19 protein-coding genes and 1 tRNA gene are annotated in these 25,775 nt (G+C 51.2%); 9 read left to right on the forward strand and 11 right to left on the reverse strand.

The genetic code is table 11. The features are described 5' to 3' along the window. The first annotated feature begins 147 nt into the window (after positions 1–147). The 4 genes from typA (at position 148) to fabY (ending at position 4,327) form a co-directional block, all read left to right on the forward strand. On the forward strand, positions 148–1,971 hold the full coding sequence (gene typA, locus BUB06_RS16870) for a ribosome-dependent GTPase TypA (RefSeq protein WP_010298147.1): 1,824 nt from the start codon (positions 148–150) through the stop codon (positions 1,969–1,971). A gap of 162 nt (positions 1,972–2,133) precedes the next feature. Beyond that, positions 2,134–2,745 carry a glucose-1-phosphatase gene (yihX, locus tag BUB06_RS16875; RefSeq protein ID WP_039474364.1) on the forward strand — a complete coding sequence of 204 codons (612 nt, stop codon included), beginning with the start codon at positions 2,134–2,136 and terminating at the stop codon, positions 2,743–2,745. A 64-nt stretch (positions 2,746–2,809) separates the two neighbouring features. Beyond that, positions 2,810–3,247, forward strand: coding sequence for a D-aminoacyl-tRNA deacylase (gene dtd, locus BUB06_RS16880; RefSeq protein WP_010281657.1), 438 nt, complete (start codon positions 2,810–2,812; stop codon positions 3,245–3,247). A gap of 138 nt (positions 3,248–3,385) precedes the next feature. Continuing rightward, positions 3,386–4,327, forward strand: coding sequence for a fatty acid biosynthesis protein FabY (gene fabY / locus BUB06_RS16885; RefSeq protein ID WP_039474366.1), 942 nt, complete (start codon positions 3,386–3,388; stop codon positions 4,325–4,327). Between the two features lie 195 nt (positions 4,328–4,522). Here the strand turns inward: fabY and BUB06_RS16890 are convergent, their stop codons facing one another. The 7 genes from BUB06_RS16890 to gmk all read right to left on the reverse strand — a co-directional run bounded on the left by BUB06_RS16890 (position 4,523) and on the right by gmk (position 13,775). After that, complete coding sequence (locus tag BUB06_RS16890; RefSeq protein ID WP_039474369.1) at positions 4,523–6,214, reverse strand: AsmA family protein; 1,692 nt, start codon at positions 6,212–6,214, stop codon at positions 4,523–4,525. A gap of 157 nt (positions 6,215–6,371) precedes the next feature. Next, the gene (locus BUB06_RS16895) at positions 6,372–7,760 is read right to left on the reverse strand and encodes a nucleobase:cation symporter-2 family protein (RefSeq protein WP_039474372.1); all 1,389 of its coding nucleotides are present in this window, start codon (positions 7,758–7,760) and stop codon (positions 6,372–6,374) included. Positions 7,761–7,925: 165 nt separating this feature from the next. Then, positions 7,926–10,007, reverse strand: a complete 2,082-nt coding sequence (gene recG, locus BUB06_RS16900) for an ATP-dependent DNA helicase RecG (protein WP_039474375.1) — start codon at positions 10,005–10,007, stop codon at positions 7,926–7,928. Next, positions 10,007–10,699 carry a tRNA (guanosine(18)-2'-O)-methyltransferase TrmH gene (gene trmH, locus BUB06_RS16905; RefSeq protein ID WP_010298173.1) on the reverse strand — a complete coding sequence of 231 codons (693 nt, stop codon included), beginning with the start codon at positions 10,697–10,699 and terminating at the stop codon, positions 10,007–10,009. The genes recG and trmH overlap by 1 nt, the downstream gene beginning before the upstream one ends. 5 nt (positions 10,700–10,704) lie before the next feature. After that, positions 10,705–12,804 (reverse strand): bifunctional GTP diphosphokinase/guanosine-3',5'-bis pyrophosphate 3'-pyrophosphohydrolase, encoded by a 2,100-nt coding sequence (gene spoT / locus BUB06_RS16910; protein ID WP_010281663.1) that lies wholly within the window; start codon positions 12,802–12,804, stop codon positions 10,705–10,707. Positions 12,805–12,822: 18 nt separating this feature from the next. Next, positions 12,823–13,098: a DNA-directed RNA polymerase subunit omega gene (gene rpoZ / locus BUB06_RS16915; RefSeq protein WP_005968230.1), complete on the reverse strand. Its 276-nt coding sequence runs from the start codon at positions 13,096–13,098 to the stop codon at positions 12,823–12,825. Between the two features lie 53 nt (positions 13,099–13,151). Continuing rightward, positions 13,152–13,775 (reverse strand): guanylate kinase, encoded by a 624-nt coding sequence (gmk, locus tag BUB06_RS16920; RefSeq protein WP_039474377.1) that lies wholly within the window; start codon positions 13,773–13,775, stop codon positions 13,152–13,154. A gap of 321 nt (positions 13,776–14,096) precedes the next feature. Here gmk and ligB point away from each other — a divergent pair, with 321 nt between their 5' ends. The 4 genes from ligB (at position 14,097) to BUB06_RS16940 (ending at position 18,897) form a co-directional block, all read left to right on the forward strand. Continuing rightward, positions 14,097–15,788 carry an NAD-dependent DNA ligase LigB gene (gene ligB, locus BUB06_RS16925; protein WP_039474380.1) on the forward strand — a complete coding sequence of 564 codons (1,692 nt, stop codon included), beginning with the start codon at positions 14,097–14,099 and terminating at the stop codon, positions 15,786–15,788. A gap of 255 nt (positions 15,789–16,043) precedes the next feature. After that, the gene (gene eptB / locus BUB06_RS16930) at positions 16,044–17,723 is read left to right on the forward strand and encodes a kdo(2)-lipid A phosphoethanolamine 7''-transferase (RefSeq protein WP_039474383.1); all 1,680 of its coding nucleotides are present in this window, start codon (positions 16,044–16,046) and stop codon (positions 17,721–17,723) included. A 131-nt stretch (positions 17,724–17,854) separates the two neighbouring features. Further along, positions 17,855–17,931, forward strand: a tRNA-Pro gene (locus BUB06_RS16935). A 435-nt stretch (positions 17,932–18,366) separates the two neighbouring features. Beyond that, complete coding sequence (locus BUB06_RS16940) at positions 18,367–18,897, forward strand: Ail/Lom family outer membrane beta-barrel protein (protein WP_039474384.1); 531 nt, start codon at positions 18,367–18,369, stop codon at positions 18,895–18,897. A 43-nt stretch (positions 18,898–18,940) separates the two neighbouring features. Here the strand turns inward: BUB06_RS16940 and BUB06_RS16945 are convergent, their stop codons facing one another. From BUB06_RS16945 to BUB06_RS16955, 3 genes are all read right to left on the reverse strand, one after another. Next, positions 18,941–20,545, reverse strand: coding sequence for an EAL domain-containing protein (locus BUB06_RS16945; protein ID WP_051982110.1), 1,605 nt, complete (start codon positions 20,543–20,545; stop codon positions 18,941–18,943). Positions 20,546–20,726: 181 nt separating this feature from the next. After that, positions 20,727–21,683, reverse strand: a complete 957-nt coding sequence (locus BUB06_RS16950) for an AraC family transcriptional regulator (RefSeq protein ID WP_080726797.1) — start codon at positions 21,681–21,683, stop codon at positions 20,727–20,729. A 221-nt stretch (positions 21,684–21,904) separates the two neighbouring features. Beyond that, entirely contained in the window at positions 21,905–23,107 is a 1,203-nt protein-coding gene (locus BUB06_RS16955; protein WP_039474390.1) for a BaiN/RdsA family NAD(P)/FAD-dependent oxidoreductase, read from the reverse strand. Positions 23,108–23,384: 277 nt separating this feature from the next. On the opposite strand from BUB06_RS16955, the gene pitA reads away from it, so the two are divergent. Next, positions 23,385–24,890 carry an inorganic phosphate transporter PitA gene (gene pitA / locus BUB06_RS16960; protein WP_010298192.1) on the forward strand — a complete coding sequence of 502 codons (1,506 nt, stop codon included), beginning with the start codon at positions 23,385–23,387 and terminating at the stop codon, positions 24,888–24,890. A gap of 128 nt (positions 24,891–25,018) precedes the next feature. On the opposite strand, the gene uspB is transcribed toward pitA, so the two are convergent. Next, positions 25,019–25,354 (reverse strand): universal stress protein UspB, encoded by a 336-nt coding sequence (gene uspB, locus BUB06_RS16965; RefSeq protein ID WP_010281678.1) that lies wholly within the window; start codon positions 25,352–25,354, stop codon positions 25,019–25,021. Positions 25,355–25,775: the final 421 nt, after the last annotated feature.

Consider the following 25,775-nt stretch of genomic DNA (forward strand, 5'->3'; position numbering starts at 1 on the left):
TGTTCGCTTGTAGCGCTTTTGCACCGTGAAAGGGATCACAAAGCAGGCAGCTCTAGGTTGTTTATCATAGATGCTTGTGATCTTGTTTAGTCCCTCGATTAATACGTGTACAATAGCGCGCTATTTCTAAATGCCTGAGGCAAAGCTGTGATCGAAAATTTGCGTAACATCGCCATTATTGCGCACGTTGACCATGGGAAAACCACCCTGGTTGACAAGCTGTTGCAACAATCCGGAACGTTCGGTGAACGTGTCGAAGCAACCGAGCGTGTAATGGACTCCAACGATTTGGAGAAAGAGCGTGGAATTACCATCCTCGCAAAAAATACCGCCATTAATTGGAAAGACTACCGTATTAACATCGTAGATACCCCGGGACACGCCGACTTCGGCGGCGAGGTTGAGCGTGTAATGTCGATGGTTGACTCGGTACTGCTGGTTGTTGATGCGATGGATGGCCCGATGCCGCAAACGCGTTTCGTGACCAAAAAAGCATTTGCCAACGGTCTGAAGCCAATTGTGGTTATCAACAAAGTTGACCGTCCTGGTGCGCGTCCTGACTGGGTTGTCGATCAGGTATTCGACCTGTTCGTGAACCTGGATGCGACTGACGAGCAGCTGGATTTCCCGATCATTTATGCTTCTGCGCTGAATGGTATCGCGGGTCTTGACCATACCGACATGGCGGAAGATATGACTCCGCTGTATCAGGCGATTGTCGATCACGTTTCTCCGCCTCAGGTTGAGATGGATGCGCCGTTCCAGATGCAGATCTCTCAGCTGGACTACAACAACTATGTTGGCGTTATCGGTATCGGCCGTATCAAGCGCGGTAAAGTTAAGCCTAACCAACAAGTCACTATTGTTGATAGCGAAGGCAAAACCCGTAACGGTAAAGTCGGTAAAGTTCTGACTCACCTGGGTCTGGAGCGTATCGACGCGACTGAAGCGGAAGCGGGCGATATCATCGCGATCACTGGTCTGGGCGAGCTGAACATTTCCGACACCATCTGCGATCCGCAGAATGTCGAAGCGCTGCCAGCACTGAGCGTCGATGAACCTACCGTTACCATGTTCTTCAACGTCAATACTTCACCATTCTGCGGTAAAGAAGGTAAGTATGTCACGTCGCGCCAGATTCTGGAGCGTCTGAACAAAGAGCTGGTGCACAACGTTGCCCTGCGCGTTGACGAAACCGAAGACGCTGATGCGTTCCGCGTTTCTGGCCGTGGTGAATTGCACCTGTCAGTTCTGATCGAAAACATGCGTCGTGAAGGTTTTGAACTGGCCGTATCACGTCCGAAAGTTATCAACCGCGTTATCGACGGTCGTAACCAAGAGCCGTTTGAAAACGTGACGCTGGACATCGAAGAACAGCACCAGGGTTCTGTCATGCAAGCCATGGGTGAACGTAAAGGTGATGTGAAAGACATGATCCCAGATGGCAAAGGTCGTATCCGTCTGGATTACCTGATCCCAGCTCGCGGTCTGATCGGTTTCCGTACCGAATTCATGACCATGACGTCTGGTACTGGTCTGCTGTACTCCACGTTCAGCCACTACGATGACGTGCGTCCAGGTGAAATCGGCCAGCGTCAGAACGGCGTACTGATCTCTAACGGTCAGGGTAAAGCCGTCGCGTTTGCACTGTTCAGCCTGCAAGATCGCGGTAAGCTGTTCCTCGGACACGGCGCAGAAGTGTATGAAGGCCAGATCATCGGTATTCACTCACGTTCTAACGATCTGACAGTAAACTGTCTGACCGGTAAGAAACTGACCAACATGCGTGCATCGGGTACCGATGAAGCAACTACGCTGGTTCCGGCGATCAAAATGTCTCTGGAACAAGCGCTGGAGTTCATCGATGACGACGAACTGGTTGAAGTTACGCCGCAGTCTATCCGTATTCGTAAGCGTCACCTGACCGAAAACGATCGTAAACGCGCCAGCCGCGGCAGCAAAGACGTCTAATTTCAGACGGATTTGTCTTGTTACGCAACAGGGCACCTTCGGGTGCCCTGAATTTTATGCGCTTTCTTCCACTTTAACCTTTCCTTTAGATTTCCTCCCTGTTCAGTTTCTTCATTTCCCGCTACAGTGAAAATCCTACGATTACGTCAGGAGGTCACTGCCATGCTGTATATCTTTGATTTAGGTAATGTCGTCATAGATATTGATTTCAATAGAGTATTGGGTGTCTGGAGTAATCTGAGCAGCGCGCCGCTCGCAACGTTGCAAGAGCGTTTTGTCATGGGCGAAGCGTTTGAACAGCATGAGCGGGGTGAGATCAGCGACGAGGAGTTTGCCACCAGACTGTGCCAGGAAATGGGCATCGCCCTGAGCTTCGAACAATTCACCGCTGGCTGGCAGGCTATTTTTGTCGCGTTGCGTCCCGAAGTTATCGACATCATGCAGCGTCTGCGTCAGGAAGGGCATCGTGTGGTGATTCTGTCGAATACCAATCGCCTCCACTGTTCACACTGGCCTGCGCTATTCCCAGAAGTGGCGACGGCAGCCGACAGGATCTATCTGTCGCAAGATATTGGATTACGTAAGCCGGAATTGGCGATTTATCAATATGTCCTGACAGAGGAAGGCGTTCCTCCTGCGCAAGCCGTCTTTCTTGACGATAATGCCGCGAATGTCGATGCTGCACAAAGTCTGGGTATTCACAGCATTCTGGTGACCGATCGTCAGGTGGTGCCGGATTTTTTCGCCATGCAGGCGACGATGACCAAAGCATGATTTATATCGCAGGGGCGGACACAGCCCCTATTGGGAATGATAACATCAGGAGTAGTTGGGTTTTATGATTGCGCTAATTCAGCGAGTCTCCAGCGCCAGCGTTACGGTAGAAGGTAGTGTGGTTGGGGAAATCGATAAAGGTTTACTGATCTTGCTGGGCGTTGAGCAAGGCGATGACGAACAAAAAGCCACGCGACTCTGCGAACGCGTATTGGGTTACCGCATATTCGGTGACGATGACGGGAAAATGAATCTCAATGTTCGCCAGGCTGGCGGCAATGTGCTGGTGGTTTCGCAGTTTACGCTGGTGGCTGATACGCAGCGTGGCATGCGCCCAGGGTTTTCTCGCGGTGCGCATCCCTCAGAGGCCGATCGCCTCTACCAATATTTTGTCGGACAGTGCCGTGAGCAAGGCGTTCACACGGAAACGGGGCAGTTTGCGGCGGATATGAAAGTGGCATTGGTGAATGACGGCCCGGTGACGTTCTGGCTACAGACATAGGGCTGTAACGTCATAGCGCTGCGATGTCATGGTGTTGTAACGTGCTATTACCGTTGCCGTTTCGCGTATAAATTTGCTTCAACAGTCTGATTTCATGAACCCTGATGCAATGAGGCATCTCGGTATAGAGGAAGCGTTATGTATCATTTGAGAGTACCTGAAAGCGCGGAAGAACTGGATGCGTACTATCAATTTCGCTGGGAAATGCTGCGTAAACCTCTACGCCAGCCGCTGGGCTCCGAGCGTGATGCCTATGATGCTCTGGCACATCACCAAACTGTGGTGGATGAACAGGGAAGGCTGGTTGCGATTGGGCGTCTTTCTATCAATGCGGATAATGAAGCGGCAATCCGTTTTTTAGCTGTTCACCCCGACGTCCGAGGGAAAGGGTTAGGTACGCTGCTTGCGATTACTCTGGAGTCAGTCGCGCGTCAGGAAAGCGTCAAGCGCGTGGTCTGTAGCGCCCGAGAAGACGCAATGGATTTCTTCTCCAAACTGGGCTTTGTTAATCAGGGAGAGATCACTGCGCCACAAACCACACCCGTGCGGCACTTCCTGATGATTAAACCGGTGGCGACACTGGATGACATTTTGCATCGTCCTGACTGGTGCGGACAGTTGCAGCAGGCGTGGTATGAGCACATTCCCCTGAGTGAAAAAATGGGTGTGCGGATAAGCCAGTACACCGGAAAGCAATTTATTACCACCATGCCTGAAACAGGCAACCAGAACCCGCATCACACGCTTTTTGCTGGCAGCATGTTTTCTCTCGCTACGCTCACCGGGTGGGGATTAATCTGGCTGTTGCTGCGTGAACGACACCTCGGTGGAACGATCATTCTGGCGGATGCGCACATTCGTTACAGTGCGCCAGTAAGTGGCCGACCGAACGCTATTGCTGATTTAGGGTCGCTGAGTGGCGATCTGGATCGCCTTGCGCGCGGTCGCAAGGCGCGTGTGCAGCTCAATGTTGAACTTTTCGGTGATGACAATAAAGGGGCGTTGTTCGAAGGGGTTTATATCGTGCTGCCTGCTCAACCGGATGCGCCACTGGAAGAGGGCGGGTCAGTCGTGGATTAACCCGAAGCCAAGCATTATCACAGCCAAGTGTTATGACGTTCTTCCCATTAGTACATTACGCTAGCCAGCAGTATCTCGTAATAGCAAACCCCCATGACAGTCATACCCCGTGATTTTCACGGGGTTCACCCGGTTGTTTCAGCATGCGACGACGTTGCAGATGTTTTGAACGTCCGTATTTTGAAAACGTAATAATTACGGCGTTTCTGTCACGGTTCCCTGATGCATTTGCTGTCTGATTGGGTGGTCGTTACTATCCACACCTTGCAGCGTACCGCTTAGCGTCGGCTTAAGTGGTGTATCAGCGGCAAGTCGCCCATTCAACTGCAGTTGCAGATTCGTGTTGCCTGTCGGTGCGGTTGCCGGTTCTGGCCATCCCCAACGCGTCAGAACATCCAGCGGTACGGCGCGTCCTGTCAGCGACAGGGAGAAATTACGTGCCGGTTGCTGGTGGATCATTGCCTTGGCATCCAGCATGCCATTTTGCGTAAATGCGCTGAGTTCGTTAATGGCGATCTGATTATCGTCGGCTACCAGTGCCATTGAAGGACGGCGCACATCGACTTTATTGAACGTCGCATCGCTGGCATTAATATTCAACGAACCTGTCCACATTCCCCACTGGTGGTTGCGAGCCAGCAGCAAATCGCTGCCGTAGCCATCCAATGCGGTTAGCTGGAAGGGGAAATCCGGGTTGATATCGATCAGCAGATTGCGGTTCGCCGTGAATTTTCGCACATTCACTTCTGCCAGCCATGATGGCAATGTTGCTTGCCAGCGCTGACGCCAGTCGCCGGGGAGCGTGTATTCCATTCCTGCGACAACAAACTCATTCAGCTGTAAACGGTGGTTACTACGCTGCCAGTTGCCGTTGGTTCGCAGCAGACCCCCTTCCCAGCGCGTAGAAAACTGCTTGATGTTAACACCCGCCGGTGACAAATCCAGATTCACGATAGGGTCGATAAGGTGCATGTTTCCGTTCACAATGTCGGTCGCATTGAATGACAGTGTTCCCCCTTCGCTCTGCCAGTCATTCTGCTTAAACGTGACATTTTGCAGGGCAACATCAAGGTCAATAAACGCCCATCCCGGCCCTTCAATACGGGCATCAATCAGATCAAAGCGGTCAACCGTAACAGAAGGCAGTTCAGTAACGGGTTGCCAGAAGGCCTCCGGCGTTCTCTGCGTTTGCAAACGAACATTACTGAGCCGTAGGCTACCGATCTGCCAGCTGCCGTCTTCTGCGCGGCTGGCGTTACCCGTTAGCTGCCCTTGAGCGACATCCGCGCCGAAGTTGCTCAGAATCAGCTGATTGTGGTTGATTTCGCCCTGAACCAAGACCTGACTGGCAGGGATATCGTTGAGTTCGAGTGAGCGGGCGCTGAGCTGGAACTGCCCCTGTTTACCCAGCAGATAGCCTGCCTCGGGTTGCCACGGCATTATTCCGCCGTTGATCTGTTGACCATTCAGACGCCAATCGCCGTCCTTTGCCTGCAACGCCATCGCACGCAGCTGTAGCACATCGGCTTCGATAGGGAGTGTGGCGGCCTGTGAGGAAAGGTTTAGCGTACCGCCTTCTAGTTCCAGACTGGCGAAGTGGCGCGGATCGGTAATTTGACGGGCGCTAAACCCGGCTGAAACCTGCTTTGCAGTGAGTGTCGGCGGCTGATTTTTCTGGCCAAAACTGACATCGGTGAGTTGGATATGATCGGCTGTTGACCAGTCATGATTAATTTTGCCCAGTGACAACTGGTAGTCGGTATTCTGGTTTACCCAATTACTTACCCAGCCTGCTGCCCAACTGGTTTGCAGTAATACATATACGACTACCAGCGCTAAAAAGGCCAGCAGCAGTAGGGTCAGCAATAATTTCCCGATAAATTTCATCGTGTCAGTCCATGCCAATCGTCAGGGAGAACTGTTCTTATGCCGCAATTTCCCTGAAGGCTCAATAGGTAATGCTGTTACAGACAGTAAAAAGCGAGCGGTGTTGCATCACCGCTCGCTTTTACATGAACTGAACTGAAATTATTGCGGGCTGGCGCTATTTTTCTTCGTGTGGGAAGACGATATTCAGCACGATTGCCGTAATCCCGCCAGCGGCGATACCAGAAGACAGTAATGTTTTAATCCAATCCGGCGCGAACTGCAGAATCAGCGGCTGCTGCGATACGCCAAGACCAACAGCCAGCGACAGCGCAATAATCATGATCGCACGACGATTCAGCGGCTCACGGGACACAATGCGCACACCGGAGGCTGCGATCGTACCGAACATCACGATAGTGGCACCGCCGAGAACGGGCTCTGGAATATGCTGCACAAATCCGCTAACGGCAGGGAACAGCCCCAGCGCGATCAGCATCAGTGAAACCACGAAGCCCACATAGCGGCTGGCAACACCGGTAAGCTGGATGACGCCGTTATTCTGGCCGAAGCAAGAGTTAGGGAAGGTATTGAATACGGCAGAAAGACAGGAGTTCAAGCCGTTTGCCAGCACGCCGCCTTTTAAGCGTTTCATGTACAGCGGGCCTCTGACCGGCTGCTCCGAAACGTCGGAGGTCGCGGTGATGTCACCGATGGTTTCTAACGAGGTCACCATGAAGACCAGCATCAGCGGAATCAACAGGTTCCAGTCAAAGCCTAGACCGTAATGCAGCGGGGTGGGCACCATAATGACCGTGTCGTTTTGAGCAGGCGTATTTTCCGGCAGCATTCCCATCAACCAGGCACTCAGATAACCCACCGCCATGGCAATCACCAGCGAGGCGACGCGCAGGTAAGGGTTACGCTGGCGGTTAAGTAGAATAATAACCAGCAACACCACACCCGCTAATAGTAAGTTCTTGGGTGCGCCGAAGGTGTTATTACCCATTGCGGCATAGCCGCCGCCGATAGAGGTCAGGCCGACTTGAATCAGCGACAGCCCAATGATCATCACCACAATGCCGGAAACCAGCGGTGTAATGATGCGGCGGGTTAAATGCAGGAAGCGTGAAAGAATGATTTCGGTGAAGGAAGCGACCATCAGCGTACCGAACAGTGCTGCCATCATGGTGGGAACATCTGCTCCGCCGTTTTTCAGCGCCAGCCCACCCATAATCAGCGGCGTCACGAAGTTAAAGCTGGTGCCCTGAATCGACAGCAGACCAGAACCGACAGGACCCCAGGTTTTAATTTGTAGAATAGAGGCCAGACCGGAAGCGAAAAGCGACATGCTGATGATGCGCTGCGTATCCTCAGCGGGTAAACCTAATGCCTGACAGATCAGTAGCGCAGGGGTAATCACCGCAACAAACATGGCAAGCAGGTGCTGACTGGCGGCGAACAGCGTTTGCGGCAGCGGTGGCCGGTCTTCAAGATGATAGATGAGTTCACTGCGCTGAGGTGCGGCAGCGGCTTCTGTTTGGGACGTTTCCGTGGTGGTAGTCATGATGTAAGTTGGCGTTCCTGAAACGACAAAGAGCGCATTTTAATGATCTCTTTGCTGAAAGCAAACGTTTGCTAACTCATCTTTTCGATATGAATTTTGTCTGACAAGCAAGGCCTTATTATTTAAGGGGATACTTTTAAGAAAAATGAAGAAGCGCTGCTGCGATTAGGCGTTGGTGTAGCGTGCGCGCTCTGGTAGCCAGCGTTCGATTAGCGCGATGGCATGCTCGGGGTAGTGCTCATGAAGATGGCGCGCAACGCGCTGTACCTGTGGGATCAGTTCCTGATCGCGCAGGAGGTCAGCGACTTTAAACTCGGCATTGCCCGTCTGGCGCGTACCGAGTAATTCACCCGGCCCGCGAATTTCCAGATCGCGCTGCGCGATGACAAAACCATCGTTGCTATCGCGTAGAACCTGAAGCCGTTTTTGTGCGGTCTTGCTCATCGGCGTTTTGTAGAGCAGCACGCAGTGAGATGCCACCGCGCCGCGTCCCACACGCCCGCGCAACTGATGCAACTGCGCCAGACCCAGACGCTCCGGGTTCTCAATGATCATCAGGCTGGCATTCGGTACATCCACACCCACCTCTATGACGGTGGTCGCTACCAGCAGTTGCAGTTCGCCCTGTTTGAAGGCTTGCATCACCGCCTGCTTTTCCTGCGCTTTCATGCGGCCGTGAACCAATCCAACCTTGAGATTTGGCAGAGCAGCCTTCAACTCTTCGCTGGTGGCTTCAGCTGCCTGTGCTTCCAGTAGGTCGGATTCTTCGATCAGCGTACATACCCAATAGGCCTGCCGCCCTTCCTGCTGACAGGCATTATTCACGCGCTCGATGATGTCGCTGCGGCGTGAATCCGGTATAGCGACTGTGGTGACGGGGGTTCTGCCCGGCGGCAGTTCATCAATGACGGATGTATCCAGATCGGCATAGGCTGTCATCGCCAGCGTACGAGGAATCGGTGTGGCGGTCATAATCAATTGATGGGCATGAAAGCCCTGTTCTTCGCCTTTTTCCCACAGCGCAAGGCGTTGATGCACGCCAAAGCGGTGCTGTTCGTCAATGATGACCAATGCCAGCCCGTTGAATTTTACCTGCTGCTGAAAAATAGCGTGCGTCCCGACAACCATGGAAACCTGACCGTTGGCGATGGCATCCTGCTGCGCCTGGCGCGCTTTCCCTTTTTGTTTGCCAGCTAGCCAGCCCACTTCAAGCCCTAGCGGTTCAAACCACTGACGGAAATTATGGGCGTGCTGTTCTGCCAATAGCTCTGTTGGTGCCATCAACGCAACCTGTTTGCCGTTGGCAATGGCGCGTAATGCGGCCAGTGCGGCGACCAGCGTTTTCCCTGAACCGACATCGCCCTGCACCAGACGCATCATCGGGAAGTCTTTCGCCATATCCGTTTCAATTTCGGCTACGACACGTTCTTGCGCCTGTGTGGGTTTGAACGGCAGGGCAGCGAGCAGCCGTTGCTTCAAACCGTCTTGCGCCTGTAGCGGCGAAGCTTTATGCCGCTGCTCCCCCGCTCGTACCGCGAGCATACTCAAATTATGCGCCAGCAGTTCTTCCATAATCAGCCGCTGCTGTGCCGGGTGTTTCCCGTGCTCAAGCTCGCTGAGCTGCATATCCGGCGGTGGGCGATGTAACGTGCGCAGCGCGTCCGGCAGGCTAATGAGCGATCGGCTCAGGGATTCAGGCAGCAACTCATCGATGGGGTTTGCATCGAGCAATGCCAATGCCTGATCGGTAAGTTTGCGGAGCGTGGCCTGACGAACGCCCTCTGTGGAGGGGTAAACCGGCGTGAGTGATTCTTGTAACTCGACCTGCGTACTCTCCCCCTGAACACGATATTCAGGATGGATGATCTCCGCACCGATTTTACCGCGCTTGATTTCGCCATAAGCGGTAACGCGCTGTCCCGGTGCGAGGCTGTTTTTCATCGCGGCGCTGAAATTGAAGAAGCGCATGGTCAGCATGCCGCTGCCGTCGCTGATCTGGCAGGTCAACATGCGACGGCTGCCAAAGGTGATGTCGTTGCGTAGGATTTCACCTTCCACGGTGGCATACATACCGGGAAGGAGGTCGCCAATAGGATAAAGATGCGTACGGTCTTCGTAGCGCAGAGGTAAGTGCAGCAGGAGATCCTGCACGGTTTCCAGCCCGAGTCGCGCGAGCTTCGCTGCCTGACTTGCACCCACGCCTGTAAGTGTACTCAGCGGTTGGGTGTTCAGCAGGCGGCCTTTCATCAGCACTCCGACGATTGCATCGCGGCCCACCACGGGGTATCCGCGACAATCTGACCCTGATGGTCGATATGGGGGCGAGGTAGCCCTTTGCGTTTTGCGACGCGTGCCAGTACCGGGTAGCCCCCTTCAAAAAGCAGACGCTGCTGCTCTTCTTCATCCAACGGACTGTCTTCACGCTGATACATACCGGCGATCTGGCGTTGGCGCTGGGCTTCATACAGGATCAATGCCGAGGCTACGGACACATTCAGCGACTGCACCATGCCGGTCATCGGAATGATGATATCCCGATCTGCCAGTTTGAGCGCTTCGGCAGTAATACCGGTTTTTTCTTGCCCGAGCAGAATACAGGTAGGGCGGGTGTAATCAATTTCCCGAAAATCGACGGCGTGTTCAGACAAATTGGTCGCTAAAACCTGCATGCCTTCTGCCTTCAGGTGACCAACCGCATCACCTATGTTGCGATGGGTTTTAACCTGCACCCAGCTATTGCTACCTGCGGCGGAGGAGACCAGTGTTTTCATCCGACTGGTGGGCCAAATCGCATGGATCTCATGCACACCGACAGCATCCGCAGTACGGATAACAGCAGAAACGTTATGAGGTTTATGCACCTGCTCCATGCAAATCGTCAGATCGGGCTGACGACAGTTGAGCATTTCTTTTATACGTGCATAACGTTGAGGGGTCATGACGATTAATTTCGGTTACGGTTAACTTTGATAACATCCGGCATCACGCGAATTTTACGCATAATATTGGCCAGATGAACGCGATCGAGAGTCGTGAGACGGATAAAGGCGCTGTATACGCGGCCATCCTTCTCTTCCGTGTTGATGCTCTGAATATTGGAGTTCGCGGCGTTGATCGCTGCCGTCAGGTTCGCCAGCGCGCCCTGATGGTTGAACATATCCACTTTGATTTCGGCGATGAACTCTTGTTCCGTCACCTTATCCCACTCTACCGCCATGAATTTTTCAGGTTCTTTCTGATAGCCGCGAATGTTGCGACAGGATTCATGGTGAATAACCAACCCTTTACCGGGGCTGACGTGGGCAATAATCGGGTCGCCGGGGATGGGGCGGCAGCATTTGGCAAATGAGATCATGACGCCATCTGCGCCTTTGATCGGCAACTTGCGCAGCCCGGTGGTTCCCAGCTCAGACTGTTCGTTCAGCAGATTTTTCGCCACAACGACGCTCATGGCATTACCCATACCAATCTCCGCCATCAGATCGTCCAGCGTAGCGAGCTTCATGCGCTCAAGCTCAAGCTGAATCGACTTTTCAGGGATGTCGGAGAGTTTGCGGCCGTTGCCCAATGCGTGGTTCAGCAAACGGCGACCGAGACTCACGGAATCATCACGTTTGAGGTTTTTCAGCATCTGGCGGATTTTGGAACGCGCTCTGGAGCTGACCACGAAGTTAAGCCACGCGGCATTCGGTCTGGCACCCGGCGCGGTAATGATTTCAACGGTTTGTCCGCTGGTGAGCGACTGTGACAGCGGGTAAGGCTGGCGGTCGACGCGGGCGCCGACGCAGGCATGCCCAATATCGGTGTGTACCGCGTAGGCGAAATCGACGGGCGTCGCGCCTGCGGGGAGTTCCACAATACGGCCTTCCGGCGTAAAGACGTACATCTCGTCAGGGAAGAGATCGGACTTCACGCTTTCGATAAATTCGAATGAGCTACCGGCACTTTGCTGGAGTTCCAGCAGGCTTTGCATCCAGCGTTGGGCGCGTACCTGCGCAGTAGTGCTGCTCTCGCCTTCTTTATAAGCCCAGTGCGCAGCGACACCCATTTCCGCCATTTGATCCATGTCGTCAGTGCGAATTTGTACTTCGACCGGTACGCCGTGCGGGCCAATCAGAGACGTGTGCAGCGACTGATAGCCGTTGGCTTTGGGAATGGCGATGTAGTCTTTTACCCGGCCTGGGCGCGGCTTATACAGGCTGTGAACCTGGCCGAGCACGCGATAGCAGGTGTCCAGCTCTTTCACGATGACCCGAAACGCGTAAATATCCATGATGGAATGAAAACGCTGCTCTTTCAGGTGCATTTTGCAGTAGATGGAATACAGGTGTTTTTCGCGACCGCTGACGCGGCAGGCAATTCCGGCCTCAGTCAAACGCCCTTCGATTTCCGATAGGATTTTCTGAATCATTTCCTTGCGGTTACCGCGTGCGGCCTTGACGACCTCTTTAATGACGCGATAACGGTTCGGATACAGCGCCTCAAAACCCAGCTCTTCCAGCTCGGTTTTGAGGTGATGGATACCCAGTCGATGTGCCAGCGGGCTGTATATTTCCAGCGTTTCGCGGGCAATACGGCGGCGCTTGTCCGGGCGCAATGAGCCCAGCGTGCGCATGTTATGGGTACGGTCTGCGAGTTTGATCAGGATGACGCGAATGTCTTGCACCATCGCCATGATCATTTTGCGAAAGTTTTCAGCCTGCGCTTCTTTCTTATCGCGGAACTTCAGTTTGTCCAGCTTGGACACGCCCTCTACCAGTTCAGCAACGCTTTTACCGAAAAGCTGTTCCATGTCCTGATAGGTGGCGGGGGTGTCTTCTATGACATCATGCAGCAGTGCTGCCATGAGCGTTTCGTAATCGAGACGCATCTCCGCCAGAATACAGGCGACGGCAACAGGGTGTGTGATGTAGGGTTCACCGCTGGAGCGAGTCTGCCCCTCGTGAGCATCACGTGCAACTAAGTAAGCCTGCTGTAAACGTTTGATCTGATCTTCTGGCAGATAACGTTGAATCAGCAGATTAAGGCTTTCAAAAATGTACAAGGGCGACTCGTGGTGTGATTAACGACGGCCTTCAGCAATCGCGGTAACCGCCTGAATCTCTGCGGCTTCCTGCTCTTGCTGTTCCTGACGGTCACGAACATCCAGAATCTGGTTGTTGATCAGACCTTCTTCGATTTCACGCAGTGCGATCACGGTGTACTTATCGTTTTCTTCAGGAACCAGCGGATCTTTGCCGCCAGTCTGGATTTGACGGGCGCGACGAGCAGCGACCAACACCAGGTCAAAACGGTTACCAATTTTCTCTACAGCGTCTTGAACAGTTACGCGTGCCATAATGTGCTACTCCACAGGAAATAAAATGACTGCGCATCATACTGAAAGAGGCGTCAGTCTGCCAATAGTTTGGTGATTAATGCATCATGCCGAACCTGTTGTCTGCTCAAACGCAGACGTTCGGCACGAATAATGGTTTTTAGATCGAGCAGCGCCAGATCGAAATCATCATTCACAATCAGGTAATCATACTCGCCGTAGTGCGTCATTTCAGCCACTGCCTGAGACATACGACGGGCAATCACTTCATCGCTGTCTTGTCCACGCCCACGCAGGCGGCGAGCCAACTCTTCTTTTGACGGCGGCAGGATGAAAATACTGCGCGCGTGCGTCATTTGGGCGCGGATTTGCTTGGCTCCTTGCCAGTCGATATCCAGAAAAACATCAACGCCAGTCGCTAATACCTGCTCAATTGCCGGTCGGGATGTACCGTAGTAATTGCCAAAGACTTCAGCGTGTTCCAGAAACTCGTTATCCTGAATCATACGCTTAAATTCATCGACTTCGACGAAGAAATAGTGTTCGCCGTGGTTTTCTCCCGGTCGTTTCGCTCGCGTGGTATGCGAAATCGATACCTGAGTGTCGTAAAGCGGCTGAGTTTTTAATAACGCCTGAATCAGGCTGGATTTCCCAGCTCCACTGGGAGCAGAAACGATATATAACGTGCCTTGAGCCATAATGAAGTTTTATTAACGGTTACGATGGTGAATGGTGATATGCAGCAGAAAAATGCGCATTTCTCCGTATTATACACGCCTATATGTCATCAGTCGCGCTGCGATAAATTCTCCGCTGACTGTTTTTTCGTTATGCCATCAGGAAAACTTCTTTCCAACGTTTCTTTTTTAGATTGCGAAGCACGTTCCCATCTTTTTTATCGGTGCTGCAAACGATGAATCATCTTGCGGCGTGTTTGGCATTTCTCCTTTTTTCGCCTCGTATTTTCCTCCGCGTTGCTATGTACTGCGGCCATTCGCTAATGGATGGCAGGAGGTTCTATGTGGCTCAGGATCCGCACATTTTTTTTCATCATCGTCATGGGGGGTATCAGCAATTTCCCTGCCGTGGCTGCAGTGTGCCCCGATTGGGATAGCACGCGTTCCGGTAAAGAAATTGATGCATTGCGTCACCAGTTAGAACAGTGGGATGACGTGTATTACACCGAAGGGAAAAGCCCGATAGAAGATGATGTTTATGATCAGCTTCGGGAACAGTTAAACCAGTGGTTAGGGTGTTTTCAGCCCCAAAACCCTATTCCCGTCCGGTTACCCGATAATGGCAAGCAGCCTCACCCTGTTGCCCATACGGGACTGAAAAAATTGTCCGATCGTAGACAGTTGATGCAATGGATCGCACAGCGTGAGGATTTATGGATTCAGCCAAAAGTTGATGGTGTGGCTGTTACGCTGGTCTACCAGCACGGTAAGCTCGTGTCTGCGGTTAGCCGAGGCAACGGTCTGCAAGGCGAAGACTGGACTGAAAAAGCCCGCTTGATTCCGGGAATACCTCATCTATTAACCGATGCGCCTCCCTCATTGGTACTACAAGGGGAGCTTTTCCTGAAGATGACCGATCATCGACAGCGTACTCAGGGCGGTGTTAATGCACGCTCGGTCGTGGCTGGTGAAATGCGTCGGCATCAGCCATCTCCTGTGTTGTCGCAGATGGGTCTGTTTGTCTGGGAATGGCCGGATGGCCCAAAGACGATGCCCGAACGTCTGGAGAAATTGAAGGAAATGGGATTTGCCATGACGGCGGACTATACCCACGCTATTAGGTCATTCACCGACGCGGAGAAATGGCGTCATGACTGGTATCACGGTCCGCTGCCTTTTGTGACGGATGGCGTAGTTATCCGCCAGACTAAAGAGCCGCAGGGGCGCTATTGGCGTAATACATCGGCCGACTGGGCGATCGCATGGAAATACCCGCCTGTTCATCAGGTTGCGGAAGTGGTTGATGTGGTGTTTTCTGTCGGGCGGACGGGTAAGATCGCCGTGGTGTTAAAACTCAATCCTCTTAAATTGGATGACAAATCGGTCAGTCGGGTGAATGTGGGATCGCTATCGCGTTGGAAACAGTGGGACGTGTTGCCCGGCGATCGGGTGAGCATCAGTCTGGCGGGGCAGGGGATTCCACGTCTGGATAATGTGGTATGGCGTGGTACTGAGCGGCCTGCCATTGTTTCCCCTAATGAACATGATTTCCATGCTTTTAGCTGTTTTCGGTATAGCGCGGTTTGCCAGCAGCAATTCCTGGCGCGCTTAGTCTGGTTGAGTGGAGATCACGGTTTAAAGCTAGCGGGAGTGCGTGAAGGGATGTGGCTGCGCCTGATACAACATGATTTACTGGAGGATGTGCTGTCATGGCTATCTCTGACGGAGGCACAGCTTAATGCGGTCAATGGCATGGGCGATAAACGGGCGCGAGATATCTATGAAAGCTTGCAGTCGGCGCGACAGATGCCGCTATCCCGCTGGCTACTTGCCTTGGGTATTCCTGTTCCTCGTTCTGCAATGAGCGCATTAGATAATGTGAATTGGCTGGCGTTACAGCAGTGGACGGCGCAACAGTGGCGACAGTTCTCCGGTATTGGGGAGAGACGTGCAGAAGAGATTATGGCGTTCCTGAAGCACCCTATCGTAGTAGAATTAATTGCTCGATTAGCTCGCGAAGGTATACATAGATAAGCGGTGGTGATTTTTCATAACAGATTGGGATCGTCCATTTTATTTTTTCGTGGATGCATTCACACAAAAGGACAATTTTTTTCTGTTCTCTCTACTTAATCATAAGTAAATTTTACGAGTTAAAGATCTGAGCCTATTTGCTGTTTTGCGATAGAGAAATGCCTGATAGCCTGATTATTTCCGTTGAACTCAGGCATACGGATGTTGTCGTATAGCTTCAGATAATAAGAAAGGTTTGTTGGAGCACTTGTCATAATGAAGTTTGTAGCATCTTTTTCGCAACCCAAATTATCGTTTGTACTGGCAATCTATATTGGTCTTTTTCTCAATATCTCAGTGTATTATCGCCGATTTGATTACTTCTCACTCTCTGCTGGTAGCCATGTTTCAACGTTTGTTCCCGCTCTTGTTGAATTGACCGCGAGTATCTTATTTACCTTTTTCCTAATGAGGATTATTTCACTCGGGGGACGTCGTTTTTATCGGATTCTCGCGTCTCTTTTGGTGTTGATTTCCGTTGCAGCCAGCTATTACATGACATTTTTTAATGTCGTGATTGGCTATGGCATTATTGCGGCGGTCATGACCACGGATATTGATCTTTCTAAAGAAGTTATTGGTTTTCGTTTTTTCCTGTGGATGCTGGCGGTGAGTGCGCTGCCGCTGTTTTTGATCTGGAAGAACTCGCTACGTCATACGTTGATCGAGCAGCTTAAATCACCAGGAAAGCGTCTGGTTCCGCTTCTGGTTCTTGTCGCTGTTGTTGCGCTGGTTTGGATGCCGCTTCGCTATATGGACAACGTTCAGTCAGTGTCCGAGCTAGAATCCAATGTGGATTTACCCAGCTATGGCGGCGTAGTGGCTCACTCGTATCTTCCTTCTAACTGGTTGTCTGCATTAGGATTATTTGCGTATACCAAGTATGACGAGAACCAGGATTCCTCCAATCTTTTCGATCCGGCTCAGCATTTTACCTATGTCCCGCCGAAAGGCATTGACGATACCTACGTGGTTTTCATTATCGGTGAAACAACCCGCTGGGATCATATGGGGCTGTTAGGCTACGAGCGAGACACGACGCCAAAGCTATCAAAAGAAAAAAACCTGGTCGCATTCCGTGGTCAGTCGTGTGATACCTCAACCAAGCTTTCCATGCGCTGTATGTTTGTGCGAGAAGGCGGTACGGAAGACAACCCGCAGCGAACGCTGAAAGAGCGGAACATCTTTGCTGTAATGAAAGAGTTGGGCTTTACCTCTGAGCTGTTTGCTATGCAAAGTGAGGTGTGGTTTTACAATAGCATTGAGGCGAATAACTATTCCTTCCGCGAAATGATTGCGTCAGAGAAACACAATGACGGTAAATCGGTGCAGGATATGTTGCTGGTCGATGAGGTCAAGGAGTCGCTGGCACGTTACCCCAAAGGTAAGCATCTGATTGTGCTGCATACCAAAGGCTCTCACTACCTGTATTCCATGCGATATCCCCGCAGCTATGCGCGCTATCAACCAGAGTGCATGGGCGTTGATGCCTCCTGTACCCGTGAGCAGTTGATTAATGCGTTTGATAATAGCGTGCTCTATACCGATAGCTTTATCGATAGCGTGATCGATCAGGTTCGGGATAAGAAAGCGATCGTGTTTTATGCCTCCGATCACGGTGAATCCATTGATGATAACTACCATTTGCACGGCACGCCGCGTGAGATGGCACCACCCGAGCAGTTCCGTTCACCGATGATGGTCTGGACTTCAGATAAATTCCTAGCTGACGCCGATAATCAGCATGCGTTCGAGCAGTTGAAGGCTCAGCAGCGCGTTGGCAAAACACATCGCCATGAAGAGTTGTTTGATACGATTCTTGGATGTGTGGGATACACGTCGCCTGATGGTGGTATTAACCCTAAAAATAACTGGTGTCAGAAACCCGCTAATTGATATGAATCACGGACAGGGACGTCGGTTTCAGGCTGTAAATACAAGAGATGGATACTTTAACGGCAGCTGAAGTCCTTTTGCTAAAAAGGTATTGACGCTCTAATAAGGTAGCAGTAATATGCGCCCGCATTCGGCGAGTAGCGCAGCTTGGTAGCGCAACTGGTTTGGGACCAGTGGGTCGGAGGTTCGAATCCTCTCTCGCCGACCAACACACTTCCTCAGTAAGTCATTCTTAGTTTTTTCTCCCGTTTCAATCACCGTCTATGCACATTATTTGTTTAAAAATAGTCTCATTTTAAGAGCGTTTTCGTTTAAAAAATAGTCGATTGTGAACGTTATCCTTTATAAATACAGGGTTTTATCTCCGTGTTCTTTATCGTCGGAAATTTCCATATGCCCTCTATTTTCAGTTAAGAATGTTCCCAAAAATAGCGTGAAAAACCGCACCTTAATTATTATAAATAATACCTATCTTTTTGTTTTTTAATGGTTTAAATAAAAACAATTCCAGTTATTTAAGAATAATACTGACTTTACCTATCCGTATTTAAATGTAAGTTTATGTGCGGGCAACATTCGCGATACTTATATATTTGCTTTGTTGAAGCCGTCTTTTTATTCAAATATGGAAGATGTTTCGATCATGAAAAAAACAACACTGCTACTCTCCACTTTGATTGCTTGTGCCATGGGAATGTCTGCTGCTCAGGCGACACAAACGGTGTCTTTGGGTTATGCTCAGGCGAAAGTCGATGACTTTAAAGATCCAAAAGGGATTACGGCCAAATACCATTATCAGGGTGATTCTGCGCTTGGTATTATCGGTTCTTTCACTTATCTGGGAGCAAAAGAAGATTATTATGATCGTGACTTCAACTCCAATGATACGACTAAAATTAAATACTACTCCTTGATGGCTGGGCCATCTTACCGTTTTAATGATGTCGTTAGTGTTTATGGCCTTGCGGGCATTGGTCACGGCAAAGTGGATTGGAAATACGATTACGGTGCTTTTGCTGATTCTGGTAGTGAGAAGGAAACGCGCTTTGCTTACGGTGCCGGTATTCAAATCACACCCGTAGCAAACTGGGCGATCGATATTGGCTATGAAGGCACGAAAATTTATGAAACGCGCATAGATAGCTTTAATATTGGCGTCGGTTACCGTTTCTGATTTACCGATTATTGAATACCGGCGGACAAGCTTCTGCCGGTTATTACTGTTTTTCCCCTTCTTTGTTTTTATTCATAAAACTCTCGATCGATTTATTGCCATTATAGTGAAGCCAGACCAGCAGCGATTCATTGTCCATCGGCTTAGCGTAAAGGAATCCTTGTATATATTTGACGCCGTGCCGTTGTAAATACAAGAGCTGTTGTTCGGTTTCCACGCCTTCTGCTACGGATTGAAGCTTGATGCGATGGCTCAAATTAATAATGGCATCAAGAATAGGGGCCTCCTCATCCGGAGATGAGATCGCACTGACGAATCCCTGATCTATTTTCAGGCAATCCAGCGGAAAGTTTTGCAGATAAGAGAGTGAGCAGTGGCCAGTGCCGAAGTCATCAATGGCAATCATAAAGCCATCTTCACGCAACTGATGCAGGCGCTGTATGATTTCAGGGCCGTTGCTGATGAGGTTACGCTCCGTCAGCTCTAGTGTAATGCTCAATGAATGAGAGGCGACTTTCTCTGCGAAGCGGTGTACGTCTGAGACGAAACTTGGGTGATGCAAATGCTCTGCTGCAACGTTGAGCCCCAGATGGAACCCCGGTTTTACCTGCCAACTGGCGATATCTGACGCCACCAGATCAAATAAATGCCGGGTGATGGGAATGATCATACTTTCTGCTTCGGCGGCCGAGATAAATATATCGGGTCTAATCCACAGTCCATTGCTGCGTCGCCAGCGCAGTAACGTCTCTACTCCGGTGCAGGTTTGCGATTCCACGTCATAGATGGGCTGGTAATAGACGGAAAATTCACCGTTAGCGATGCCCTTACGGATTTCTTCGCGGAAGAATAACTTACGTTTTTGCCAGTACCACATCGCCGTAGTGAAAAGCAGAGAGAGAATAATAGCCAGTGGCAGAAACGTGAAAAATGCCTGCTTCCAGTTGGTGATTTCTTGGGAAGCGGGGGCGGTAATATTGAGGGTAATCGGAAAGCGGCTCGATTTGATTTCAAGCGCAGAGGTAGAAAATAGGCTCCTGTGCGGAGTAATGGTCGGGCCCGTTTGAATCGGGTGACCGTTATCCATTTGCAGGATAAGTTGATAGCCGCGAATCTTGCTAATTGCAGTCATGAGATCGATCAGATATTGCGCATCGACCATCGCGTAAGCGCCGTAACCTGTGAGGGGCATCTGGACGAAGATCAGCGCCGGGCGTCCTTTTACATTATCTGAACCTGCAATTGACAGGCTCCAGCGCTCAGAATAGGTCTCCGGTAGCGGTTGTTGAATAACGCGGCTTAGTGGCTTCAGCGTGCTACCAAACGTTGAAGAGCAATAGACGTCAGTATTATGGGTAACACCGATAGCGCGGAAGTAAGAAAAGACTGAACCAAGACGTTGCAGTTCATCGCCGATGACGTCGCAGGGCTGGCCATGAAAGCGTTGGAGGCGATCCACCATCTGCCATGCCTGTGTCGAAATATTCTCGGCATGATTCATTGCGATTTGCGCGGTGGATTCCAAATCGCGCTTTACCATTAATCTGGACTCAACAAACGTGAACAATAATCCAAGCAGCAGTGGCAGCATGCCTGCAACCAATAACTGCAATATGTTGATTTTATGTTCACTACGTCTGGGGCTCATCCACATCTCCTTTCTGGCAGCAGAGGCCTATGTAGAGACGTCCTTTTCTCCGTAAATTAAAGGAGAGTGCTGAATAGAGGTTATTATAGTCCTATTTGCTGAAAGAGATTTGGCGGAAATAAAGTTTGTAACCTGGATCAGTCCGTATTGTTCTGCTGTTCACACGGTGAGCCAATCTACGTTATGACCGTATGCCTGATGAGGGAATCTGCGCGCGCAGGGCGGTAATATCTTTCTTGGCCGGAACGCCGAATAAACGCCGATATTCGCGGCTGAATTGCGAAGGGCTTTCATAACCCACCTTGAATGCAGCGCTCGAAACATCCAGATGTTCATTCAGCATCAGGCGTCTGGCTTCGTTCAAACGAATCCACTTTTGATACTGTAGCGGGCTCATCGAGGTCAGCTTTCTGAAGTGCTGGTTAAACGTTGGTGTGCTCATCTGGACGCGGGTAGCCAGATCTTCCACACGCAGTGGTGCGGCGTAGTGCAGTTTTAACCAACCTATGGCCCTTGCGATTCGGTGACCCTGACTGTCAATCGACGCAATGTGTCGTAATCTGGTCGCCTGATCGCTCATCAGCAAACGGAAGTGGATCTCGCGTTGAAGTAACGGAGCCAGAACGGGAATGGCCTCTGGTTCTTCCAACAGTTCTAGCAGGCGTCCGAAAGGTCGCAGTATGGCGGATGTCGCGCTCCCTATCCCCGCGCTTGAACTATTACCGCGATCGCGACGCGGTGGCAAACATCCTTGTGCGATCAGTTCAGCCACAATCCGTAAATCAAGTTTTAGCGTCAAGCCGAGGCAGGGCTCCTGACGGCTTGCGGTTATGACTTCAGAACTAGCGGGCAAATCCAGAGAGGTGAGTAAAAAGTGGGATGTGTCATAGCGATACGCTTCTCCACCGATCCAGATTTTCTTTTCACCCTGAGCAACAAGAACAACGCTTGGCTCAATCATACACGTGACGGGATCTGTGGGCGCTTCGCGTCGGAAGAACGTCAGCCCGTCAATCGACGTATCAACATCGCCGCTCCCCTGCGTCCGGGCATCAATGGCACGCACAAACTCGGCCAGCTGTGTCTCGTTTTCCTGGCTGATAACGCTGTTTGGGGTGGTAAGTGGTGTCGCTGTCATATGGCTCAATCCTCCAGTCTCTACTGTATCCCCGCCCTCTGAACGAAAACCACGGAATACATTGCTTCTCATCGGATTGGGCAAGAAAACAGGAGGATCATGCTAATTTTTGCGGTGAGGAAACATGAAAAGTCAGCATAGAAGAAAGAATGAATACCGTTGAGGCGAGCAAGGTACAGTGAACCGTTTACCCTGATCGCCTTACATCAATTCTATATCCATCAGCCTTCTACAAAAGGTAGCGCCTGCGCACAGGCCCATGCTGAGCTCCATGCCCATTGGAAGTTATAGCCGCCGAGCCAGCCGGTTACATCGACCACTTCACCGATGAAATACAACCCCGGCACTGTGCTGGCTTCCATGGTTTTGGAGGACAGAGTGCGGGTGTCAACGCCACCGATGGTCACTTCGGCTGTGCGATAACCTTCCGTACCGTTTGGCTGCACGCGCCACTCTTGCAGGCTCTGTTCAATCTGCGTTTGCTGTGCGCTGTTGAGCTGTTTCAACGTGACGTCCGGCAGTTGCCCTAACGTTTGCAGGCATTCAACCAGACGTTTAGGCAACCACTGTGCCAGCGTGTTTTTCAGGCTTTGGTTCGGGTGAGCGGTGCGCTCGTCATTAATGAGCTGGGTGAGATCGCGGTCGGGCAGCAGATTGATGGTGACGAATTCACCGGCCTGCCAGTAGCTGGAAATCTGCAAAATAGCGGGGCCAGATAGCCCACGGTGCGTAAACAGGATGTTTTCACGGAACGTCACGCCGTTTTCTGCGGTGACGACGGTCGGCACGGAGACGCCGGAGAGCGTTTGTAGCTGTTCGAGCAGCGGCTTGTGCAGCGTAAAGGGCACCAGTGCAGCGCGAGTTGGCAGCACGTTGATACCGAACTGTGCGGCAAGCTGGTAGCCAAACGGCGTCGCGCCCAGGCCGGGCATCGACAGGCCGCCGCAGGCAACGACCAACGATGCACTTTGGAATGCTGTGCCGTTGCTTAGCTGGACGGTGAACCGATCGTCTGATTTCTCCACCGAGGTCACTTCACTGCGCAAGCGGAGGGTGACGTTCGCCTGCTCACATTCTGTTACCAGCATGTCCACGATTTGCTGCGCGGAATCATCGCAGAATAACTGGCCGAGCGTTTTCTCGTGATAAGCGATGCGGTGGCTGTTGACCAGACTGATGAAATCCCACTGGGTATAACGCGCCAGTGCCGATTTACAAAAGTGGGGATTGTGAGACAGATAGGCCGCTGGCTCTGCATACATATTGGTAAAGTTGCAGCGTCCGCCGCCGGACATCAATATTTTCCGGCCAGCTTTCTTGCCGTTATCGAGCAGTAGAACACGCAGTCCGCGTTGTCCTGCCTGTGCCGCGCAAAACATGCCTGCTGCACCGGCACCGATGATGACAGCGTCAAACTGTTCCACAATGCATTTCTCCGATGAGTGATTTTATCTTCTTGGATTGCCACAGGCTGAAAGCCGTAGGGCGGCAAATTGTAGTGTTGGTTTTTGTTCGACACCAGCGTAACAATTTGCATATTTTAGTAAAAATATATAATTATTTGATTTTTATTGATTAAGTGGTTTATCCACCGATCGTCGTCACATATTAAGTCAAAAAAATGTCATATTTCGCTTTTCCCGACCCCTGCTTGTCGCCGATAATGCGCCGCGTTCATGACCACTAAATGGCCTAACGTTTATGCTACATTTATTTGCCGGTTTGGATTACTACACCGGCCTGATGTTGATACTGGCTTTGTTGTTTGTACTAATGTATGAAGCCATTAACGGTTTTCACGATACTGCGAATGCCGTTGCCACTGTTATTTATACCCGAGCCATGCGCGCCGAGTTTGCCGTTGTTATGGCGGGTGTCTTTAATTTCTTTGGTGTGTTGCTGGGCGGCCTGAGCGTGGCCTATGCAATTGTTCACCTTCTCCCCACGGATTTATTGCTGAACGTGAGTTCGGCGCACGGTCTGGCAATGGTCTTTTCCATGCTGCTGGCTGCCATTATCTGGAACCTGGGTACCTGGTACTTCGGTATTCCTGCCTCTAGTTCTCATACGCTGATCGGCTCCATTATCGGTATTGGTTTGACCAACGCGCTGTTGACGGATACTTCCGTCGTGGATGCGTTGAACGTGCCGAAAATGATTAGCATTTTCCTGTCTCTGCTGCTCTCGCCGATTGTGGGGATGGTGGTGGCAGGCCTGTTGGTGCTGGTGCTGCGTCGGTTCTGGAACGACAGTAAAAAACGCAAGCGCGTGCATCTGACGCCTGTCGATCGTGAAAAGCAGGACGGCAAACGTAAGCCGCCGTTCTGGACGCGTACCGCGCTGATTTTATCGGCGATTGGCGTGAGCTTCTCTCACGGTGCAAACGACGGTCAGAAAGGTATCGGCTTGATTATGCTGGTGCTGATTGGCGTCGCGCCAGCCGGGTTTATTGTCAACATGAACGCGTCTGGCTATGACATCAGCCGTACCCGTGATGCCGTTGTCAATTTGCAGGAATACTACAAGCAGCACGGCGACGCGTTGGCGCATATGATTGACCTGTCTCCGCCTGTGATTCCTGCGCCAGAAAACACGATTCCCGGCAACGGTCAGAAAGAGTTCCACTGTGACAGCTCACGCGTGATGATTGCGATTGAACGTACACAGGGCCTGCTGAGTAACCTGAAAAGTTACGATCAGTTGAACCCTGACGATCGCAGCAGAGTGCGTCGTTTGCTGATGTGTATCTCTGACACGATGGATCAGGTGATCAAGCTGCCAGAAACGTCTGGCGAAGATAAGCGCTACCTGAGCAACCTGCGTAAAGACATGCTGCAGACCATTGAGTATGCACCTCTTTGGATCATCGTCGCTGTTGCATTGGCGCTGTCTCTGGGCACGATGGTGGGCTGGAAACGCGTTGCAGTGACCATCGGTGAGAAGATTGGTAAGAAAGGCATGACCTACGCACAGGGCGTTTCGGCGCAGGTGACGGCGGCGCTGTCGATTGGCGTTGCCAGTTACACCGGTATGCCGGTTTCCACCACGCACGTATTGTCCTCGGCGGTTGCTGGGACGATGATTGCGGACGGTGGAGGCGTACAGGGCAAAACGATAAGAAGTATTCTGCTTGCCTGGGTGTTGACGCTGCCTGTCTCGATGCTGATGTCCGGTACGCTGTACTGGCTGGCGTTGAAGCTGATCTAATTACCGCGATTCACCATGCATAAAAAAAGGCGATTCTGTGGGGAATCGCCTTTTTACTTTTTATCGACGTTCATGGTTGTCATACCAATGATGGTGTTGATACCAGAGAATTGTGTAAGTACCCGCGTTTAATACCATATTGTCATTGCAAACAGACTGATGACGATAAGGCCACACAGGGCGGTCGTAAGCAGAAACTGTCCCCGCACTCGCTCGCAACGGCGAATAAACTCAGGGTCGTGATGATCAAGATAGCGTTGCGCGTAGATATAGCGTACCAGCCGGATTTGTTTACTTGGCTGGCCGTGCGATGTAAAGAAGCCACCCCCGTCAACGTATTGGTAAAGCAGCGGGTCACAGTCACGCAAAATCAGCAGTAACACGCGTAATGAAGAGTAGTACCTCGCCATATTGATGATGCAGACGATACATAAAGCCCAGAAAAGCGCAAATGTACTAATCATGCTTCCCTCCCGGTCGTTCTATTCGTCAGATTCGATGGTCATACATTCCCGTTGTCCACCTGTCACCGATGACAAGCGTTACTATTTACCCGCGACGCTTATCTACGACGTTTATCTGTGACATTTTTCTACGAATAGTTATGCCACGCGCTTGCGCACGATTTTATTGTCATTTTGGATAGCCAACGGCATCACGGCTAGCCCCATTCTCGTTTTCCATCCCAGGGTGCAGCGGACAGGCTCACCGCTCCCTATTTCTAGTGTAGAAGAAGAATGTTCGTTTGTGCCAGAGAGGCAGGCGCAATCGGCATGAAGGACGATTTTCGACGAGATAATGCCCTTTCTGAAAGGAGAAGCTACGCGATCTAACTGTGAAAAGGAGCGGTTTCTACTACACTTATCAATAGAATTAACAGGTTTG

This window comes from Pectobacterium carotovorum, from assembly GCF_900129615.1.
GTDB lineage: Bacteria > Pseudomonadota > Gammaproteobacteria > Enterobacterales > Enterobacteriaceae > Pectobacterium > Pectobacterium carotovorum.

Coding starts and splice junctions, on each gene's coding strand:
- yihX (WP_039474364.1), top strand. CDS start 2,134: ATGCTGTATATCTTTGATTTAGGTAATGTCGTCATAGATATTGATTTC.
- dtd (WP_010281657.1), top strand. CDS start 2,810: ATGATTGCGCTAATTCAGCGAGTCTCCAGCGCCAGCGTTACGGTAGAA.
- fabY (WP_039474366.1), top strand. CDS start 3,386: ATGTATCATTTGAGAGTACCTGAAAGCGCGGAAGAACTGGATGCGTAC.
- BUB06_RS16890 (WP_039474369.1), bottom strand. CDS start 6,214: ATGAAATTTATCGGGAAATTATTGCTGACCCTACTGCTGCTGGCCTTT.
- BUB06_RS16895 (WP_039474372.1), bottom strand. CDS start 7,760: ATGACTACCACCACGGAAACGTCCCAAACAGAAGCCGCTGCCGCACCT.
- recG (WP_039474375.1), bottom strand. CDS start 10,007: ATGAAAGGCCGCCTGCTGAACACCCAACCGCTGAGTACACTTACAGGC.
- trmH (WP_010298173.1), bottom strand. CDS start 10,699: ATGACCCCTCAACGTTATGCACGTATAAAAGAAATGCTCAACTGTCGT.
- rpoZ (WP_005968230.1), bottom strand. CDS start 13,098: ATGGCACGCGTAACTGTTCAAGACGCTGTAGAGAAAATTGGTAACCGT.
- gmk (WP_039474377.1), bottom strand. CDS start 13,775: ATGGCTCAAGGCACGTTATATATCGTTTCTGCTCCCAGTGGAGCTGGG.
- ligB (WP_039474380.1), top strand. CDS start 14,097: ATGTGGCTCAGGATCCGCACATTTTTTTTCATCATCGTCATGGGGGGT.
- eptB (WP_039474383.1), top strand. CDS start 16,044: ATGAAGTTTGTAGCATCTTTTTCGCAACCCAAATTATCGTTTGTACTG.
- BUB06_RS16940 (WP_039474384.1), top strand. CDS start 18,367: ATGAAAAAAACAACACTGCTACTCTCCACTTTGATTGCTTGTGCCATG.
- BUB06_RS16945 (WP_051982110.1), bottom strand. CDS start 20,545: ATGAGCCCCAGACGTAGTGAACATAAAATCAACATATTGCAGTTATTG.
- BUB06_RS16950 (WP_080726797.1), bottom strand. CDS start 21,683: ATGACAGCGACACCACTTACCACCCCAAACAGCGTTATCAGCCAGGAA.
- pitA (WP_010298192.1), top strand. CDS start 23,385: ATGCTACATTTATTTGCCGGTTTGGATTACTACACCGGCCTGATGTTG.
- uspB (WP_010281678.1), bottom strand. CDS start 25,354: ATGATTAGTACATTTGCGCTTTTCTGGGCTTTATGTATCGTCTGCATC.